Below are 16,597 nucleotides of genomic sequence, written 5' to 3'. Positions count from 1 at the left end.
TCCGTGCAAATCGATACGCTCGTGCCGCTTGCGCGGCGGTGCGGCAAGGCTTGTAGCGTGCGTCCCGCTAGAATTCGCGGCGACTCGGAAGGAAGGTGAGCATGTCCCTCGTTGTCTATACCTACTGGCGCTCCAGCGCCGCGTACCGTGTACGCATCGTGTTGAACCTGAAGGGGCTCGACTATGAAGCCCGGCCTGTACACCTCGTCAACGAGGGTGGAGAGCACCTGAAGCCGGCCTATCGAGCGGTGTCGCCGCAGGCACAGCTTCCGACGCTGCTCGACGGGGACCGCGTGGTGCGCCAGTCGATGGCGATCATGGAGTACCTGGACGAGACCCGGCCGACGCCGGCTCTGATGCCAGCCGACCCGGCGGGCAGGGCGAAGGTCCGGGAACTGATGCAGGCCGTGGGCGCGGACATCCATCCCTTGGGCAACCTGCGCGTCTTGAAGGCAATCGAAACTGAGTTCGGGGCCGATCAGGCGGCCAAGGAAGCCTGGTCGCGGCGTTGGATCAAGAATGGCTTCGACGGGATCGAGCAAGTGATGAGCGACGGGACGTCCGGGCGCTTCAGCTACGGCGACACGCCGACGCTGGCGGATGCCTGTCTGGTACCGCAGTTCTACAACGCCGTGCGTTGGGGTGTCGATCTGGCCCCGTATCCGACGATTCGCCGGGTGGTCGAGGCGTGCCAGGCCCTGGACGCCTTTCGAAAGGCCGCGCCCGAAGCCCAGCCCGACGCTCCGAAGAGCATGTAGGCCCCGCCGCCCCCTGTGGGAGCCGCCACGGCGGCGAGGGGAACTTGCCGGTGGGAGCCAGCCTGCTGGCGATGGGAGCTTGCCTCGCGGCTACACCGCTTCATTGGCTTTTCGCCACCAGGGTGGCTCCTACCTTTGCTTCGTGGGTTTCGCACCGGGGCCCCCGCACCGGGGTCAGACCCCGATGCCGTACGGATCGCTCGACGCGAATTCGTTACCCGAGGCGCCTTCGGAAAGACGGATCTTGAGCGCCAGGCCATCGCGGGAGTCGGCCTTGTTGAGGCACTCGTCCAGCGTGATCAGGCCGTCCTTGTAGAGGCGATAGAGCGACTGGTCGAAGGTCTGCATGCCTTCCTGCAGGCTGCGGTCCATGGCGTCCTTCACCTCGTGGATCTGGCCGCGGCGGATCATGTCGCGGATCAGCGGCGTATTGAGCAGCACCTCGGTCGCCGGCATACGGCGACCGTCCTTGCCGATGACCAGGCGCTGGCTGATGACCGCGCGCAGGTTCAGGGCGAGGTTCATCAGCACGTTCTTGTGCGCCGACTCGGGGAAGAAGTTGAGGATGCGCTCCAGCGTCTGGTCGGCGTTGTTCGAGTGCAGGGTCGCCAGGCAGAGATGGCCGGTCTCCGAGAAGGAGATCGCCGCCTCCATGGTGTCCGTGTCGCGGATCTCGCCGATCATGATGACGTCCGGCGCCTCGCGCATCGCGTTCTTCAGCGCTTCGTGATAGCTGTGGGTATCCAGCCCCACCTCGCGCTGATTCACGATGGACCGCTTATGCCTGTGCAGGTATTCGATCGGGTCCTCGATGGTGAGGATGTGGCCCGAGCTGTTGCTGTTGCGGTGGTCGAGCATCGCCGCCAGGGTGGTGGACTTGCCCGAGCCGGTGGCGCCCACGACGAGAATCAGGCCGCGCGGCTCCATGATCAGGTCGCGGAAGATCGTCGGCAGCCGCAGTTCTTCCAGCGAGGGGATCTCGCTCTTGATGGCGCGGATGACCATGCCGATCTCGCCGCGCTGCTTGAACACGTTGATGCGGAAGCGGCCCGCCTCCTTCACCGCCAGGGCCATGTTCAGTTCGAGGTCGCGCTCGAATTGCGGCACCTGACCCTCATCCATCAGGGAATAGGCGATTTTCTTGACCATGCCGCTGGGCAGGCCGGTATTTCCGAGCGGGTAAAGCTTGCCCTCCACCTTGATGTTCACCGGGGCACCGGTCGTCAGGAACATGTCCGACGCCCCCTTGTCCACCATCAGCTTGAGGAAATAACCGATATCCACCTAAACCCCCGGGCGTTCGCATTACAATCGAGAAGACGGTCTCACCTGACCTGTATATCGACAATATCTCGCAAATCTGTAAGAGGAACGAGTGATGGTGCACAACTTGCCGTCGAAAGCCCTTTCCCGGGGCCGCCGGCTCATCGGCCTGGCCACACTGGCCCTGGCTATCGCCACCCTCGCTGGCTGCGCCAGCGTGCCCCCGCCCGACGGCACCATGAACCAGGCCCTCGCCCAGCTACAGGCCGCGCGAGACGCCGGAGCGGCCGATTATGCGCCGGTCGATCTCGATTACGCCCAGAGCAAGTTCCGCCAGGCCCAGGCTGCCATGGCGAGCCGCAAGTACGAAGAGGCGGCCCTGCTCGCCGACGAGTCCCGGGCCGACAGCGAACTGGCGCGGGCGAAGGCCCGCCTCGGCGCTGCCCGCGCGCAGAACTCCGCCAAGAGCAAGGAAAACTCGCGCATGCGCGTGGAAATGATCGACAACCACGCCAACGACACGGTGCCCATCCCGAACAATGTGCAGGAATCGGAGACCGTGCTGCCCGAGCCCACCGACGCCACGCCGCCGCCCGTCGGCGGTGAGACCCAGCCCTTGAACGACCACCAGGGAGGCCAGTGATGAAGCGCTACACCACCTTCCTTTCCGCGCTGGTGCTTGCCGTGGCCGCGGGTTCAGCCATGGCTGCCACCGACGATCTCGACGTCCGGCGCCTGAATTCGAGCCTCGACCAGCTCTCGTCCGACCCGACCTTGGGCGGCTACGCCCAGGCCGAGCAGGCCCGGGCCCGCGAAGCCATCAACCAGATGGCTCAGTTCAAGCCCAAGGACAAGCAGCACGCGCACTACCTGTACATCGCCGAGCGCCGGGTGGACATCGCCAAGGCCATGGCGCAGTACCAGGACGCTCAGGCCAAGAGCGCGCAGTTGGACCGCGAGCACGATGCCATCCTGCTTGAGGCCAGCCGCCTCGACGCCGAGATGGCACGCCGTCAGCTCGAACAGCAGCGCATGCAGAACCAGATGATTCAGGAAGAAGCCGCGCGTCTGCAGCAGCAGGGCCTGGAATACTCGCAGGCGCTGGATCAGGCCAAGGCCGAAGGCGAGAAGGCCCGCCAGGTTGCCGCCGCCCAGGCCAAGGTGGCCAATGCGGCGAAGAAGCAGGCCGCGCTGGCCGAGGCTGCCGCGCGGGCCATGCGCGACATGAACTCGACCGACGGCGGCGCGCCGGCATCCACCACCCCGGCGACGAAGAAGCCGAAGAAGGGCGGTAACTGAGCCTGAGCCCTGCGCGTCACGCGGCCGCAGGGGGAGGACGCCAGCAATGCCGCCGCCCCGTGGGAGCCAGCCACAGAGCCGCGCAGGGCTATCCTGCGCGGCTTTTTCGTAATCGGAAGCTGCTTCGTAAATCGTTGCGGCAGCAACTGTTTTTTCGGCATGTGGCCCTTGCACCCCCCGGTGCAGCGGAGTAGCTTCGGTCTCCCGTCACGGAAAAAACACGTGGCGGCCCTGCCGGAGCATGCGTACGTTCACCCAGGCACATGGCATCGCGTTCCATCCATCTTGTCGATGCGCGGATCGTGCCCGCATGGCTCCCCTCACGACCGGTCCGCGCCGCGGACCGATCCCACCGCGAGGAGATCGATATGTTCGAAAACCAGCAGCGTGACGACGTCGAAAAGTTCATCCATGCCGATGCCGAGATCCGTCGTCTCTACTTCCGTCACAAGGAACTCGATTCCAAGCTCGAAGACGCCGGCCGAGGATGCCTGGCGCTCGGCGACGAGGCCCTGACCCAGATGAAGCGGGAAAAGCTGCAGGCCAAGGAACAACTCCAACGAATGTGGGAGACCTGGCAGAAGTCGCGACACTGACCTGGCCGGGTCATGCATGACCGAGACGGGCGCCGCGAGGCGCCCGTTTTTTGTCCCGAGGGAACGTGGATCAGCCGATGCGGTCCATACACCGTTTTGGCTCGGCCGAGAAGCCGGCATCGATTCAGTGGCGCACCCTTTATCATGTCGTCCCACGGGCGCGGTCGAAGGGGCTGCGCCGGATCAACCATGGAGTCCCAATGAGTGTTCATGACAGCGTCCTCGAACTGATCGGCCGCACCCCGATGGTGCGTGCCCAGCGCCTGGATACGGGCTGTTGCGAACTGTTCTTGAAGCTGGAAAGCGCCAATCCGGGCGGTTCGGTCAAGGATCGCATCGGTCGTTCGATGATCGAAGGTGCCGAGCGCGCTGGCAAGATCAAGCCAGGCGACACCCTCGTGGAAGGTACCGCCGGCAATACTGGCCTGGGTCTTGCGCTTGTAGCGCAGCAGAAGGGTTATCGGTTGGTGCTCGTCGTGCCGGACAAGATGAGTCGCGAAAAGATCTTCAACCTCAAGGCAATGGGCGCCGAGGTGGTACTCACGCGGTCGGATGTCGCCAAGGGTCACCCCGAGTACTACCAGGACATGGCCGAGCGCATCGCTCGCGAGACGCCTGGAGCCTATTTCATCAACCAGTTCGGTAATCCGGACAATCCGCTGGCGCACGTGCAGACCACCGGGCCCGAGATCCTCGAACAGCTCGACGGCAAGGTCGATGCCATCGTCGTCGGCTGCGGTTCGTCCGGCACGATGAGCGGTCTTACGGCCTACCTGCGCGAGCACTCGCCGAACACGGAGATCGTCCTGGCCGATCCCGTGGGCTCGATCCTTGCCCAGTACATCAACGAGGGCACGCTCTCGGAGAAGTCGGGCAGTTGGATGGTGGAAGGCATTGGCGAGGATTTCCTCCCCTCGATCAGCGATTTTTCGATGGTAAAGAAGGCCTACGCGATCAGCGACAAGGAGAGCTTCCTTGCCGCTCGCGAACTCCTTTCGAAGGAGGGCGTACTTGGCGGGTCGTCCACGGGCACGCTGCTCGCGGCCGCTTTGAAATTCTGCCGTGAGCAGACCGAGCCCAAGCGCGTCGTGACCCTCGTCTGCGATACGGGCAACAAGTACCTGTCGAAGATGTACAACGACTATTGGATGCTCGACAACGGCTTTCTCGAGCGCGAACAGTACGGCGACCTGCGTGACCTCATCCTGCGCCCGTACGCCCAGCGTGACACGGTGGTGATCAAGCCGCAGGACATGCTTATCACCGCCTATAACCGTATGAAGCTGTACGACGTGTCGCAGCTGCCCGTCATGGAAGACGATCGTATCGTCGGCATCCTCGACGAGTCCGATGTGCTGCTGCACGTGCATGCCGATAGCGCGAAATTCCGCGATCCGGTGTCCACCGCCATGATGGCGTCGCCCGAGATGCTGCAGGTCACCGCGCCGATCGACGCCCTGCTGCCGGTCTTCGAGAAAGGTCATGTCGCCATCGTCGTCAACGGCGAGCAGTTCCTTGGATTGATTACCCGGATCGACCTGCTCAATTACCTGCGTCGCAAAGTCAATTAAGGAACAGGAAGAACGCCATGTGTGGAATCGTTGCCGCTGTTGCGCAGCGCGATATCGCGCCCATCCTCATCGCCGGCCTGAAAGCGCTGGAGTACCGCGGCTATGACTCGGCAGGCATGGCTATCGCCGATGGTGGCGAGATTCGCCGTGTGCGAGCGAAGGGCAAAGTCCGCGAGATGGAAGCGCTCTACGACGCCGATCCCGTGCCCGGCGGCACGGGCATCGCGCATACGCGTTGGGCGACCCACGGTGTGCCCAGCGAAAAGAACGCGCATCCGCATGTGCAGGGGCGCATCGCCATCGTGCACAACGGCATCATCGAAAACCACGCCACGCTGCGTGAGGCCTTGAAGGCCAAGGGACGCACCTTTCTTTCGGAGACCGATACGGAAGTGATGGGTGCGGTGATCGACGAGCATGTGCAGTCGGGCAAATCGCTGCGCCAAGCCGTCACCGCTGCGGTGCGAGAACTCGAAGGTGCTTACGCCATCGCCGTGATGAGCCTCGACGAACCGGAGCGCATCGTGGGTGCCCGGCGGGGTTGCCCCTTGCTGGTTGGCATCGGCATCGGCGAGCACTTCCTGGGCTCGGACGCCCAGGCGCTGATCAAGGTCACCAACCGGATGATGTATCTGGAGGAAGACGACGTCGTGGAGATCACGCGCGATACCGTCCAGGTCTTCGGCTTGGACGGCACGCCGGTCGACCGTACCGCGCATGAAAGCGAGATCAGTGCAGATTCGGTAGAGCGGGGCGAATATCGCCACTATATGCAGAAGGAAATCTTCGAGCAGCCGCGCGCCGTCGCCGATACGCTCGAAGGGCGCATCGGCCCGCATGGCGTGCTGCCCAACATCTTCGGCATCGACGCCGACCCGATCCTCGACAAGACGCGCGGCATTCATATCGTCGCCTGCGGTACCAGCTATCACGCGGGCATGGTGGCCAAGTACTGGATCGAGCAGCTGGCGCGCATTCCTGTGGTGGTGGAAGTTGCCAGCGAGTACCGCTATCGCGATGTGGTGGTGCCGGAAGACACCTTGTTCGTGGCGGTTTCCCAGTCTGGCGAGACCGCCGATACGCTCGCCGCCATGCGTGAATCTCGCCGCCGTGGCTACCTCGCCACCTTCGCCATCTGCAACGTGCCGGAGTCGTCGGTGGTGCGGGAGTCGGATCTCCGCCTGATGACGCGCGCGGGCCCCGAAATCGGTGTGGCCTCGACCAAGGCCTTCACGACGCAGCTCACGGCGTTCGCGCTGCTGGCGCTGGACCTCGGACGTCGTCGTGGTTTGAACGAAGCGGATTACCTCCAGCACTGCAAGGAACTGCAGTCGCTGCCGCGCTACATCGAAAACGCATTGAAGACCGAGCCTCAGATCCTCGCGATCGCCGATCACTTCATCGCGAAGCAGCACGCCTTGTTCCTAGGTCGAGGCGCGCAGTTCCCTGTGGCCCTCGAAGGCTCGTTGAAGCTCAAGGAAATCTCGTACATCCACGCCGAGGCCTACCCGGCAGGCGAGCTGAAGCATGGGCCGCTGGCGCTGGTGGACGAGAACATGCCCATCGTGGCCGTGGCACCGAACGGTCCGTTGCTCGACAAGCTGAAGTCGAACCTGCAGGAGGTGCGCGCGCGCGGTGGTGAACTCATTGTGTTCGCGGATGAGCGCGCGGAGATGGAAGACGGCACGGAGCACGTCGCCATGGTTCGCGTGGACGGAGGTGGCGACCTGATCGCCCCGGCAGTGTTCACCATCCCGATGCAACTCCTTGCCTATCACGTGGCCGTGCAGCGCGGCACGGACGTGGATCAACCGCGCAACCTGGCGAAGTCGGTTACGGTGGAATGACCGACGAAGCGCCCTATGTCCATTCTCTGGCCGATGTGCAGACACTGCGCATCGGCGCCCGCACGCGGGTATGGCAGTTCGTGGTGATTCTCCCCGGCACCGCCATTGGCGAGGATTGCAAATCATCGGTCAGGTAGAGGGTTGGAAGGCCGACGAGGCGGACTAGGTGCCTTGACATTTGCCGGCGTCGTGCCGCATCGGTCCTGCGATTCCCAGATAGAACAACCGCTTCATCTCCCGGCGCCCCCGCGTCACCGCGTCCATGATCAGGCCGCAGACGATCGATATCGTCGCCACAAGCGCCAAGCCCGTTGAAAGCAGAGCCGTAGGCAGACGCGGCACTTCGTGCGTGGCGAGATAGGTCGTGAGCAGTGGTACCGCGATGGTCACGCTAATGAGCATGGAAAGCGCGCCCACCAAACCGAAGAAGTGCAACGGGCGTTCAGCGACGAACAGCCGGAGGATCATGCGCAGGATGCGCAGGCCATCCTTGTACGTGGACAACTTGCTTTCCGAGCCTTCGGGGCGGGTCGTGTACGGCGTGTCCATCTCGCACCACGGCATACGCAGCTCGAGTGCATGTACCGTCAGTTCGGTTTCCGTCTCGAACCCAGCGGATAGAGCAGGGAAGGACTTGACGTAGCGGCGGGTGAAGACCCGGTATCCCGACAACATGTCGGTAAACGTGCCGCCGAAGATCGCGGCGACGCAGCCCGTCAGCAGGCGATTGCCAAAGCGGTGACCGCTTCTGTACGCGTGGATGCTCTCGTCCTTGCGCGCTCCAACCACCATGTCGGCGCCTTCATCGAGCAGGCGCGCAATCATGGCCGGCGCGCTGGCAGCGTGATACGTCGCGTCGCCGTCGACCAGCACGTAAATGTCGGCGTCGACATCGGCAAACATGCGACGTACGACATTGCCTTTGCCGCGTAGACCTACCGTTCGCACGAGCGCACCGGCGGTCTCGGCCACCTCGGCAGTGCGATCCGTCGATGCGTTGTCGAATACGTACACGTCCGCCTGCGGAAGAACGGCTCGGAAGTCGCGGACGACCTGGGCGATCGCCAGCGCTTCATTGAAGCAAGGAATCAACACGGCGACCCGTGGATCCAGATGTGTGGCGTCTGGCGGCATGCGCTCCCTTCCCCTGATCGTTCCTGCGTCGTCCCGTTTTCCAGCGAACGGCGCACCATACGGCAATTGTATAATCTTGCGAGCCGGCACCGCCGCCGGGGGAAGCGACGGACGAGGGCATCCGGTGATCGATTGGAAGGATATATCGAAGGAGCGGTTGGCCTGGGTGTTGCCGGTCATCGTTTTCGTTGCCCTCGTGCTGATCCATTCCGACCTGCCGGGCATTTACATGGATGCGGCGAACCCGGACTTCCTGGCCGCCCAATGGCTGCACCGCGGACACAATCCCGGGGCAGGCATCCCCTCGAAGATCTTTCCCATCCTCGGCAGCTTCTACCATGGGCTGCAGAACGCCTACCTCGGCGTTCCGTTCTTCGCCATAGCCGGCTTCAGCGTGACGTCCCTGCGTCTCGAGCAGGCGGTCTTCGGCGTCATCCTCCTGGCTGCGCTGTATCACCTGACCCGGCGTCTTACAGCGTCCATCCCCTTGGCCCTGCTCGCCAGCGTGGGACTTGCGACGGAGCTGGCGTTTACCGCGTCGTTCCGTACGCAGTTCTATATCGTGCTGGGGGGCGCGGCATGGCTGTTCGTCTCCCTGCTGCTTGCGTTGCCAGCGGCGCCTGAGTCCTGGATCGTCAAGCGACGGGCGTTCTGGTCGGGCGTGTTCTTCGGCCTTGCGAGTTACGGCTATTTCGTACTCGCGTTCTTTGCACCCGCGATGGCGGTTCTCGTGGCGATATGGGTGCCTAGGCGCCAATGGGGGCAGTGGATCGTCGGGGCGCTGGTGGGCGTCTCCCCTTTTGCACTGGGATTTCTGTCGCTTCTGGCGAAGAAGCACGGGCTGGAGCCAACGATCGAGTTCATTCGGGGGATGCTGGGACAGCTGAAACCCTTCGATACCAGCGGTGTGTCGGGCAATCATCTCCACTATGCGTGGGATCTTGTGCGGCTGGCTACGAGTGACGCGGGCAACGAAGTGATGATCTTCGCGCAGCCGCTTCCCAGCGTATGGAGCGCATCGAAGGTTTGGTGGCTGGTCGGTGGTGCAATGGGTCTTTTGTTGTTCGGCGGGATTGAGAGTCTTCGGGGACGACCGGGTCTGCGACACGCCGTGCCGGCCTTGATGCCGGTGTCCTTTTTCGCCGTGGCCTCGCTGTTTGGGCCGAGGCTTTGGTCGCATCATTTCAGCGTCCTGGTGCCGTTCGTCTACCTACTGCCGGTACTGACGCTCGCCCAGTGTCTGCGGTATGCCTTTCCGCCCCGGGAAGTACGTGTCGAGAACGCTGTGCTTGCGGTGGTGGCCGTGGTCGTACTTGGGGGCAACCTTTTCCAGCAGACCGGGTTCCAAGAATGGCTGGTCAAGACGGGCGGCCGGGGTCACAGCACAGAGGCGCTTACCCAGCTAGCGGTCGAGGCGCGATCGGTACCCGTGAACGTCGCCTACCTCTTTCCCGACTGGGGGTTCTTCACTTCGTTCTGCTTTTTGACCGAAAACCGTGTCCGGTACGGCGTAGATGCGGAAGCCCAGACCATGGAGCGCATGAAGCGGGACGGTGTCACCGAGATCCGCCTCGTTTACTGGAATGCGAGCGACGAGCAGCGCTTTCGTAGCACCCTTCAGGCCAGCGGATTGCGGGCGATTGAACACCGCACTTTCGCGGCGAGAGACGGTATTACCGTGTTCCACTGGCTTCGTGGTGTTTTCACCGTGAATGCGTCTCGTCTTGAGGATGCCAAGCCGTCCGTAGAGAATAAGCCGTTGAATCCGCCGGATGATCTTCGATGAAGTGTTTCAAAGCCTACGACATTCGTGGCCGTGTGCCAGATGAATTGAATGAGGATGTCGCGTATCGGCTCGGCAGGGCGTTCGCTCGGGCAGTAGGCGAGGGCGCCGTTGTTGTGGGGTACGACATTCGGCGCGACAGTCCGGCCTTCGCCGAGGCCGTCGCACGCGGCCTGTGTGACGAGGGTCGCGACGTTATCGACATCGGACTCTGTGGTACCGAGGAGGTCTATTTCCAGACGTTCCATAGGAAGGTGGCCGGCGGCGTCATGGTCACAGCCAGTCATAATCCCATCGATTACAACGGCATGAAGCTGGTCCGCGAGGGTGCGCGTCCGATCAGCGGCGACACCGGCCTGCGAGATATCGAGCGGATGGTCGAAGAGAACGACTTTGGCCCCGCCGTCAATCAGAGGGGCAGGGTGCTGAGCGAGCATGACAAGTCCGCTTACATCGAGCATCTCCTTGGTTATGTCGATACGGCCTCGTTTCGTCCGCTGAAGATCGTAGTAAACGCGGGTAATGGCGGCGCAGGAAAGATCGTCGACCTGCTTGATGCACACCTCCCGTTGGAGTTCGTGCGCATCAATCATGAGCCCGACGGCAGTTTCCCCAACGGTATCCCCAATCCATTGTTACCCGAAAACCGTTCGGCCACGGCTGATGCCGTCAGACGTCACGGGGCGGACTTCGGTATCGCGTGGGACGGCGATTTCGATCGATGCTTCCTCTTCGATGCGAAGGGCGAGTTCATCGAGGGCTATTACATTGTCGGTCTTCTGGCGGCGCAGCTTCTCGAAAAACATCCTGGCTCCAAGATCATCCACGACCCGCGTCTTACGTGGAACACCATCGATATGGTGAGGCATGCTGGCGGCGTTCCTATCGAGAGCAAGACCGGCCATGCCTTCATCAAGGAGCGCATGCGAGCGGAAGATGCCATTTATGGCGGCGAGATGAGCGCGCACCACTACTTCCGCGAGTTCGCATACTGCGACTCTGGCATGATTCCCTGGCTGCTCATCGCCGAACGTCTGTCAAAGACGGGCATCAGCCTTGCCGACATGCTTGCGGAACGCGTGGCAGCATATCCGTGCAGTGGTGAAATCAATTTTGTCGTCGATGACGCAAAGACTGCGGTGGCAAGAGTGCTGGCGTATTACCGCAATGATTCACCAACGCTCGATCATGTCGATGGCGTGAGCGCGGATTTTGGTACATGGCGCTTCAACCTGCGCTCGTCGAATACCGAACCGCTGCTGCGATTGAATGTGGAAGCGCGCCATGATCAGTCACTGATGCAGATGCGCACTGACGAGTTGTCACGGATCATCGCCGGCTGACGATGATCCGAAGATTTTGCTGGCAGGGATGACCGCCGCCGAGGCGGCGGTTATTCACCCGACGGTACCTGCGCGCCCGTACACGTCGTCGAAGCGGACGATGTCATCCTCGCCCAGGTAGCTGCCGGACTGCACTTCGATGAGTTCGACCGGCACCTTTCCCGGATTGCGCAGGCGGTGTTTGCTGCCAAGCGGGAGATAGGTGCTCTGGTTCTCGGCCAACAGGAACACCTTATCGTCGCACGTGACCTCGGCCACGCCTTTCACGACAATCCAGTGCTCGGCCCGATGGTGATGCATCTGCAGGCTCAGGGCGGCTCCGGGCTTGACCACGATGCGCTTCACCTGAAAGCGTTCGCCATTCTCCAGGGAGTCGTACATGCCCCAGGGACGGCGAACCACGCGGTGCAGATCATGCTCAGTCCGACCTGCTTTCTTCAGTTCCTCAACGACCAGCTTTACGTCCTGAGCCGCATCTCGCTTGGCCACAAGGGTCGCATCGGGTGTCGTGACCACGATGACGTCGTCGAGACCCACCGTCGCAACCACGTGCCTCGCATGAGCATGGATCAGCGATCCGGTCGTGTTGATGGCGATGACGTCGCCTTCGCTGTGATTGCCATGTTCGTCCTTGGCGGCAGCCATCCACAGAGCGTCCCACGAACCGATGTCGCTCCACTCGCAACTGACGGGAACGACCGCAGCGCGCGCGGTTTTTTCCATCACCGCATAATCGATGGAATCGCTGGGTGAGCTGGCGAACGAATCGCTGTCGAGGCGCACGAAGTCCAGGTCGACATTGGCCTTTGTGTAAGCCGCCTTGGCCGCCTCGAGCATCGATGGCGCATGCTGTGCGAGCTCATCCAGGTAGAGGGAAGCCTGGAATAGGAACATGCCCGAATTCCAGTCGTACTTGCCGCTGGCCAGATAGCTTTGAGCTACTTCGAGCTTGGGCTTTTCGACGAACTGGCTGACCTTGAACCCGAACGAGTCGATGCTGTCGCCGCGCTGGATATACCCGAAGCCGGTCTCCGCGCGCTCGGGGCGGATGCCGAACGTGACGAGCCAGCCCTGCTCGGCAAGGGGGCGGGCCTGAGCGACTGCTTCGGAGAATGACGCGTTGTCTCCGATCAGATGGTCCGCAGGCAAAACCAGGATGAGTGCATCCGGCGATTTCTCCAATGCTCGCAGAGCGCCGACCGCAATGGCGGGCGCGGTATTTCGCGCCGTAGGTTCGAGGAGGATGCTTGCACCCTCCACCTGGATTTCCTGCAATTGCTCGGCGGCGAGGAATCGATGGTCATCGCTTGCCACGACGATGGGCGCTCCCGTATCCGGGAGGTTGCGGGCGCGTTGAATCGTCTGCTGGAAGAGCGTCCCCTCTCCCGTCAGTGCCAGGAATTGCTTGGGCAGGTTACGACGGGAGATCGGCCAAAGTCGCGTACCGCTGCCGCCGCTCAGAATGAGGGGAATGAGCATGGGTGTTTATTCCACGTGTTCGGAAAGATGGGTGAGTACGTCATCCACGCCGGCGGTCCAGACGGGAAAAGCGAAGCCGAACGTACTCTCGAAGCGTGCCGTGTCCAGCACGGAGTACGCGGGACGTTCGGCCGGCGTGGGGAATTCGTTCGTGGTGATCGGTGTCACGGTCGGCGCTCGCTTGATCAGACCGCGCGCCGCGGCGCCCCGCAGCAAGTAGTCGGCGAAGCCATGCCAGGTCGTTTCGCCCTTGGCGGTGACGTGATAGATGCCCTGCAAACGTGCCCGGCCGGCGGGGTCCGCGGAAAGCCAAGCATCGACAGCGACAACCGATGCGGCGACGATCAAACCCGTATGCGTGGGCGTGCCGTATTGGTCCGCCACGACGCGTAATTCGTCACGTTCTACACCGAGCCTGAGCATCGTGCGAAGAAAATTATGCCCCACTGCCGAGAAGACCCAGGCTGTCCGGAAGATGTAGTGCGGCGCGCCGCTCAGGCGAAGTGCCTCCTCTCCGGCCAATTTGCTGCGACCGTAGGCGCCTACCGGGCCGGTGGCGCTGTCCTCGCTATAGGGCGTAGTGCCCCGACCGTCGAAGACGTAGTCGGTCGAATAGTGGACCACCAGTGCCTGGTTCTTCGCCGCCCACGCCCCAATGATGCCAAGCGCTTCGGCATTGACGCGGTGGGCCGTCGCTTCGTCCTGTTCGGCCTTGTCCACGGCCGTGTACGCTGCGGTGTTGATGATGATGTCCGGCTGCTCGGCGTCGAGAAGCTGAGTCAGGAACTCGGGTGCCGACAGGTCCGCCACCACGCCCGTCTGCCCATCGGTAAGCTGGCCATTGCGGGTTGCCGCCAACAGCGTGCCACGCTCAGCGAGGTTGCTGTCGGCGAGGAAGGCTTGGCCAAGCTGACCGTTGGCTCCGAGTAGCAAAATCTTCAAGCAGCGAACTCCGGTAGCCGCTCCGCCGGCACGTCAGCCAGCAGTGGGGCGTTCATGTCCTTGTTCGAAAGGTTGGGTTCGCTGACTGGCCAGTCGATGCCGAGTGCCGGATCATTCCAGCGAATGCCTGCATCGGCGCTGGGCTCGTAAAGTTCGGTGCACTGGTAAGAGAACGTCGCATAGTCGGAAACGACGCAGAAACCATGCGCAAACCCCTCCGGAATCCAGAAGTGGCGATGGTTTTCGGCGGTAAGCATGGTCGCTGTCCATTGACCAAAGGTGGGTGAGCCGTTGCGGATGTCCACCGCGACGTCATACACCTCGCCCTCGAGCACGCTGACCAATTTGCCCTGGGGACGCGGCCACTGGTAATGGAGTCCGCGCAATACGCCTCGCGACGAACGGGATACGTTCGACTGCACGAAGCGGCGCTCGATTCCCAGTTCTCGGAAGACCTTCTCGTTGTAGCTTTCGTAGAAGAATCCGCGAGAATCGCCGAAAACCTTGGGTTCGATGACGAGTACGCCGGGGAGGGACGTCGGAGTCGATTTCATTTAACCAAACCGTGCCCGATGAGGCTGTGCAGATATTCGCCATATCCCGTCTTGGCCAGCGGCTTTGCGAGTTTGAGAACCTGCTCGGCGTCGATCCACTTATGGTTGAACGCGATTTCTTCGGGGCAGCAGACCTTCAGGCCCTGGCGATTTTCGATCGTCTCGATGTAGTTGCCGGCTTCCATCAACGACGTATGGGTGCCTGTGTCCAGCCACGCGTACCCACGCCCCAATTGCTCGAGCATCAGGGAACCGTCATCGAGGTAGCAGCGATTGAGATCGGTAATTTCAAGCTCGCCGCGCGGTGAAGGTTTCAGTTCGGCAGCGAAATCGCAGGCGCGCTTGTCGTAGAAATAAAGGCCGGTGACGGCGTAGTTGGACCTTGGCTGTGCCGGCTTCTCTTCCAGGCCGACCACGCGTCCCTCGCTATCGAACTCTGCCACGCCATAGCGCTCCGGGTCCTTTACCCAGTACCCGAATACCGTGGCGCCGCGCGAGCGGGCGGCCGCACGCTTCAGCCGCTCCGTCAGGCCAACACCGTAGAAGATGTTATCGCCGAGAACCAGGCAGCTAGGCTGACCTCCAACAAAATCCCGGCCGATCAGAAATGCTTGCGCCAGTCCATCCGGCGATGGCTGTACCGCATAGGAGATGTTGATTCCCCATTGCGAGCCGTCGCCGAGCAGGCGCTGGAACAACGCTTGTTCGTGCGGGGTATTGATGATGAGCACATCGCGTATGCCCGCCAGCATCAAGGTGGCCAGCGGGTAGTAGATCATTGGCTTGTCATACACCGGCAGCAGTTGCTTGCTGACCGCCTGCGTGATCGGATACAGCCGGGTGCCGGAACCGCCGGCCAGGATGATGCCCTTGGTGGTCATGCGCCGAGTCGCTCCATGCGGTAGCTACCGTCAAGAATGGACGCAACCCAGGACTGATTATCGAGGTACCAGTTGACCGTCGCCTCAATGCCCGATTCAAATGTCTGCGTCGGCGACCAGCCCAGTTCGCTTTCGAGCTTGGTGGCATCGATGGCGTAACGGCGGTCGTGCCCCGGTCGGTCGCGCACGAACGTGATCAACGACTCGCGCGGCGCACCGGAGGCAAGAGGCTGGCGCTGGTCGAGAATGCGGCAAATGGTCTTGACGACGTGGATGTTCTCGCGCTCCGCGTTGCCCCCGACGTTGTAGGTCTCGCCGACTCGGCCGCTGTCCAACACCCGACGAATAGCCGAGCAATGATCGCCAACGTACAGCCAGTCACGGATGTTCTTGCCATCACCATAGACAGGAAGCGCCTCACCCTTGAGCGCCTTCTGGATGGTCAGAGGTATGAGCTTTTCGGGGAACTGGAACGGACCATAGTTGTTCGAGCAGTTCGTCGTGAGCACAGGCAGGCCATACGTATGGTGGAAGGCGCGGACCAGGTGGTCGGATGCCGCTTTGCTCGCGGAATAGGGGGAGTTGGGTGCGTACGGCGTCGTTTCGGTGAACTTGCCGTCCGCGCCGAGCGAGCCGTACACCTCGTCGGTCGACACGTGCAGGAAGCGGAAGCTGTCTTTGGCGGTGCCTTCGAGCGCGCGCCAGAAATCACGCGCTTCTTCGAGAAGCCCGAGGGTGCCAACGACATTCGTTTCAACGAACGCAGCGGGTCCATCGATGGATCGGTCGACATGCGACTCCGCCGCAAAATTAACGACGGCGTCCGGGCGATGTTCAGCCAGCAGGCGCTGAACCAGGGGGCGGTCGCCGATGTCGCCTTGGACGAAGACGTGTGCACTGTTGCCCTCGAGTGTTGAGAGAGTGCCCAGATTGCCTGCGTAGGTCAGCTTGTCGAGGTTCACGACCCGCAGCCCGTCGGCAACGGCCTGAAGTACGAAATTGGCGCCGATAAAGCCAGCACCGCCCGTTACCAACAGTGTTTTCATAGAGCCTCTTGTCGTCCATATTTGCGAGTCGCGGTCGCTGAAAACCGCCTCCGACCGCGTTTATTCATGCCAGAGACGCTCGAGGCGTACCGTGGCTGTAA

At 62.2% G+C, this 16,597-nt stretch carries 16 protein-coding genes; 9 read left to right on the top strand and 7 right to left on the bottom strand.

Annotated features, from left to right (window positions below):
* Nucleotides 1-101 precede the first annotated feature (101 nt).
* A complete protein-coding gene (gene maiA / locus BT115_RS08000) occupies nucleotides 102-758 on the top strand; it encodes a maleylacetoacetate isomerase (protein ID WP_343124046.1) in 657 nt (218 codons plus the stop codon).
* Nucleotides 759-932: 174 nt separating this feature from the next.
* Here maiA and BT115_RS07995 read toward each other — a convergent pair whose 3' ends face one another.
* Nucleotides 933-2,042 carry a PilT/PilU family type 4a pilus ATPase gene (locus BT115_RS07995; RefSeq protein ID WP_072321917.1) on the bottom strand — a complete coding sequence of 370 codons (1,110 nt, stop codon included), beginning with the start codon at nucleotides 2,040-2,042 and terminating at the stop codon, nucleotides 933-935.
* A gap of 94 nt (nucleotides 2,043-2,136) precedes the next feature.
* On the opposite strand from BT115_RS07995, the gene BT115_RS07990 reads away from it, so the two are divergent.
* The 6 genes from BT115_RS07990 (at nucleotide 2,137) to BT115_RS18655 (ending at nucleotide 7,471) form a co-directional block, all read left to right on the top strand.
* The gene (locus tag BT115_RS07990; RefSeq protein WP_083527348.1) at nucleotides 2,137-2,664 is read left to right on the top strand and encodes a DUF4398 domain-containing protein; all 528 of its coding nucleotides are present in this window, start codon (nucleotides 2,137-2,139) and stop codon (nucleotides 2,662-2,664) included.
* Complete coding sequence (locus tag BT115_RS07985) at nucleotides 2,664-3,320, top strand: DUF4398 domain-containing protein (RefSeq protein ID WP_072321916.1); 657 nt, start codon at nucleotides 2,664-2,666, stop codon at nucleotides 3,318-3,320. The genes BT115_RS07990 and BT115_RS07985 overlap by 1 nt, the downstream gene beginning before the upstream one ends.
* A gap of 263 nt (nucleotides 3,321-3,583) precedes the next feature.
* Nucleotides 3,584-3,916, top strand: coding sequence for a YdcH family protein (locus tag BT115_RS07980; protein WP_343124045.1), 333 nt, complete (start codon nucleotides 3,584-3,586; stop codon nucleotides 3,914-3,916).
* A gap of 200 nt (nucleotides 3,917-4,116) precedes the next feature.
* The gene (locus tag BT115_RS07975) at nucleotides 4,117-5,487 is read left to right on the top strand and encodes a pyridoxal-phosphate dependent enzyme (RefSeq protein WP_072321915.1); all 1,371 of its coding nucleotides are present in this window, start codon (nucleotides 4,117-4,119) and stop codon (nucleotides 5,485-5,487) included.
* Nucleotides 5,488-5,504: 17 nt separating this feature from the next.
* Nucleotides 5,505-7,334, top strand: a complete 1,830-nt coding sequence (glmS, locus tag BT115_RS07970; protein ID WP_072321914.1) for a glutamine--fructose-6-phosphate transaminase (isomerizing) — start codon at nucleotides 5,505-5,507, stop codon at nucleotides 7,332-7,334.
* Nucleotides 7,331-7,471, top strand: a complete 141-nt coding sequence (locus BT115_RS18655; RefSeq protein ID WP_177257394.1) for a hypothetical protein — start codon at nucleotides 7,331-7,333, stop codon at nucleotides 7,469-7,471. Before glmS ends, BT115_RS18655 begins: the two co-directional genes overlap by 4 nt.
* A gap of 25 nt (nucleotides 7,472-7,496) precedes the next feature.
* Here BT115_RS18655 and BT115_RS07965 read toward each other — a convergent pair whose 3' ends face one another.
* On the bottom strand, nucleotides 7,497-8,468 hold the full coding sequence (locus tag BT115_RS07965) for a glycosyltransferase family 2 protein (RefSeq protein ID WP_072321913.1): 972 nt from the start codon (nucleotides 8,466-8,468) through the stop codon (nucleotides 7,497-7,499).
* Nucleotides 8,469-8,592: 124 nt separating this feature from the next.
* Between BT115_RS07965 and BT115_RS07960 the strand changes: the two genes are divergently transcribed.
* Together BT115_RS07960 and BT115_RS07955 are read left to right on the top strand one after the other, a co-directional pair.
* Nucleotides 8,593-10,254, top strand: coding sequence for a glycosyltransferase family 39 protein (locus BT115_RS07960; protein WP_072321912.1), 1,662 nt, complete (start codon nucleotides 8,593-8,595; stop codon nucleotides 10,252-10,254).
* Nucleotides 10,251-11,594 (top strand): phosphomannomutase, encoded by a 1,344-nt coding sequence (locus BT115_RS07955; RefSeq protein WP_072321911.1) that lies wholly within the window; start codon nucleotides 10,251-10,253, stop codon nucleotides 11,592-11,594. The genes BT115_RS07960 and BT115_RS07955 overlap by 4 nt, the downstream gene beginning before the upstream one ends.
* A gap of 54 nt (nucleotides 11,595-11,648) precedes the next feature.
* On the opposite strand, the gene BT115_RS07950 is transcribed toward BT115_RS07955, so the two are convergent.
* From BT115_RS07950 to rfbB, 5 genes are read right to left on the bottom strand one after another with little or no spacing between them, the layout of a single operon-like run.
* Nucleotides 11,649-13,073 (bottom strand): mannose-1-phosphate guanylyltransferase/mannose-6-phosphate isomerase, encoded by a 1,425-nt coding sequence (locus BT115_RS07950; RefSeq protein ID WP_072321910.1) that lies wholly within the window; start codon nucleotides 13,071-13,073, stop codon nucleotides 11,649-11,651.
* 6 nt (nucleotides 13,074-13,079) lie between these two features.
* Nucleotides 13,080-14,015 (bottom strand): dTDP-4-dehydrorhamnose reductase, encoded by a 936-nt coding sequence (gene rfbD / locus BT115_RS07945; RefSeq protein ID WP_072321909.1) that lies wholly within the window; start codon nucleotides 14,013-14,015, stop codon nucleotides 13,080-13,082.
* Nucleotides 14,012-14,569 carry a dTDP-4-dehydrorhamnose 3,5-epimerase gene (gene rfbC, locus BT115_RS07940; protein ID WP_072321908.1) on the bottom strand — a complete coding sequence of 186 codons (558 nt, stop codon included), beginning with the start codon at nucleotides 14,567-14,569 and terminating at the stop codon, nucleotides 14,012-14,014. Before rfbC ends, rfbD begins: the two co-directional genes overlap by 4 nt.
* Complete coding sequence (gene rfbA, locus BT115_RS07935) at nucleotides 14,566-15,450, bottom strand: glucose-1-phosphate thymidylyltransferase RfbA (protein WP_072321907.1); 885 nt, start codon at nucleotides 15,448-15,450, stop codon at nucleotides 14,566-14,568. Before rfbA ends, rfbC begins: the two co-directional genes overlap by 4 nt.
* Nucleotides 15,447-16,496 (bottom strand): dTDP-glucose 4,6-dehydratase, encoded by a 1,050-nt coding sequence (gene rfbB / locus BT115_RS07930; RefSeq protein ID WP_072321906.1) that lies wholly within the window; start codon nucleotides 16,494-16,496, stop codon nucleotides 15,447-15,449. Before rfbB ends, rfbA begins: the two co-directional genes overlap by 4 nt.
* Between the last annotated feature and the right edge of the window lie 101 nt (nucleotides 16,497-16,597).

The sequence above is a fragment of the Luteibacter sp. UNCMF366Tsu5.1 genome (genome assembly GCF_900119235.1).
GTDB classification, from domain to species: Bacteria; Pseudomonadota; Gammaproteobacteria; order Xanthomonadales; family Rhodanobacteraceae; genus Luteibacter; species Luteibacter flocculans.
This window is presented reverse-complemented; position numbering and strand designations above follow the sequence as displayed.

Bases quoted from the DNA above. Each gene is read 5' to 3' on its own strand.
- maiA (WP_343124046.1), top strand. From the start codon at position 102: ATGTCCCTCGTTGTCTATACCTACTGGCGCTCCAGCGCCGCGTACCGT.
- BT115_RS07990 (WP_083527348.1), top strand. From the start codon at position 2,137: ATGGTGCACAACTTGCCGTCGAAAGCCCTTTCCCGGGGCCGCCGGCTC.
- BT115_RS07985 (WP_072321916.1), top strand. From the start codon at position 2,664: ATGAAGCGCTACACCACCTTCCTTTCCGCGCTGGTGCTTGCCGTGGCC.
- BT115_RS07980 (WP_343124045.1), top strand. From the start codon at position 3,584: ATGGCATCGCGTTCCATCCATCTTGTCGATGCGCGGATCGTGCCCGCA.
- BT115_RS07975 (WP_072321915.1), top strand. From the start codon at position 4,117: ATGAGTGTTCATGACAGCGTCCTCGAACTGATCGGCCGCACCCCGATG.
- glmS (WP_072321914.1), top strand. From the start codon at position 5,505: ATGTGTGGAATCGTTGCCGCTGTTGCGCAGCGCGATATCGCGCCCATC.
- BT115_RS18655 (WP_177257394.1), top strand. From the start codon at position 7,331: ATGACCGACGAAGCGCCCTATGTCCATTCTCTGGCCGATGTGCAGACA.
- BT115_RS07965 (WP_072321913.1), bottom strand. From the start codon at position 8,468: ATGCCGCCAGACGCCACACATCTGGATCCACGGGTCGCCGTGTTGATT.
- BT115_RS07955 (WP_072321911.1), top strand. From the start codon at position 10,251: ATGAAGTGTTTCAAAGCCTACGACATTCGTGGCCGTGTGCCAGATGAA.
- BT115_RS07950 (WP_072321910.1), bottom strand. From the start codon at position 13,073: ATGCTCATTCCCCTCATTCTGAGCGGCGGCAGCGGTACGCGACTTTGG.
- rfbC (WP_072321908.1), bottom strand. From the start codon at position 14,569: ATGAAATCGACTCCGACGTCCCTCCCCGGCGTACTCGTCATCGAACCC.
- rfbA (WP_072321907.1), bottom strand. From the start codon at position 15,450: ATGACCACCAAGGGCATCATCCTGGCCGGCGGTTCCGGCACCCGGCTG.
- rfbB (WP_072321906.1), bottom strand. From the start codon at position 16,496: ATGAAAACACTGTTGGTAACGGGCGGTGCTGGCTTTATCGGCGCCAAT.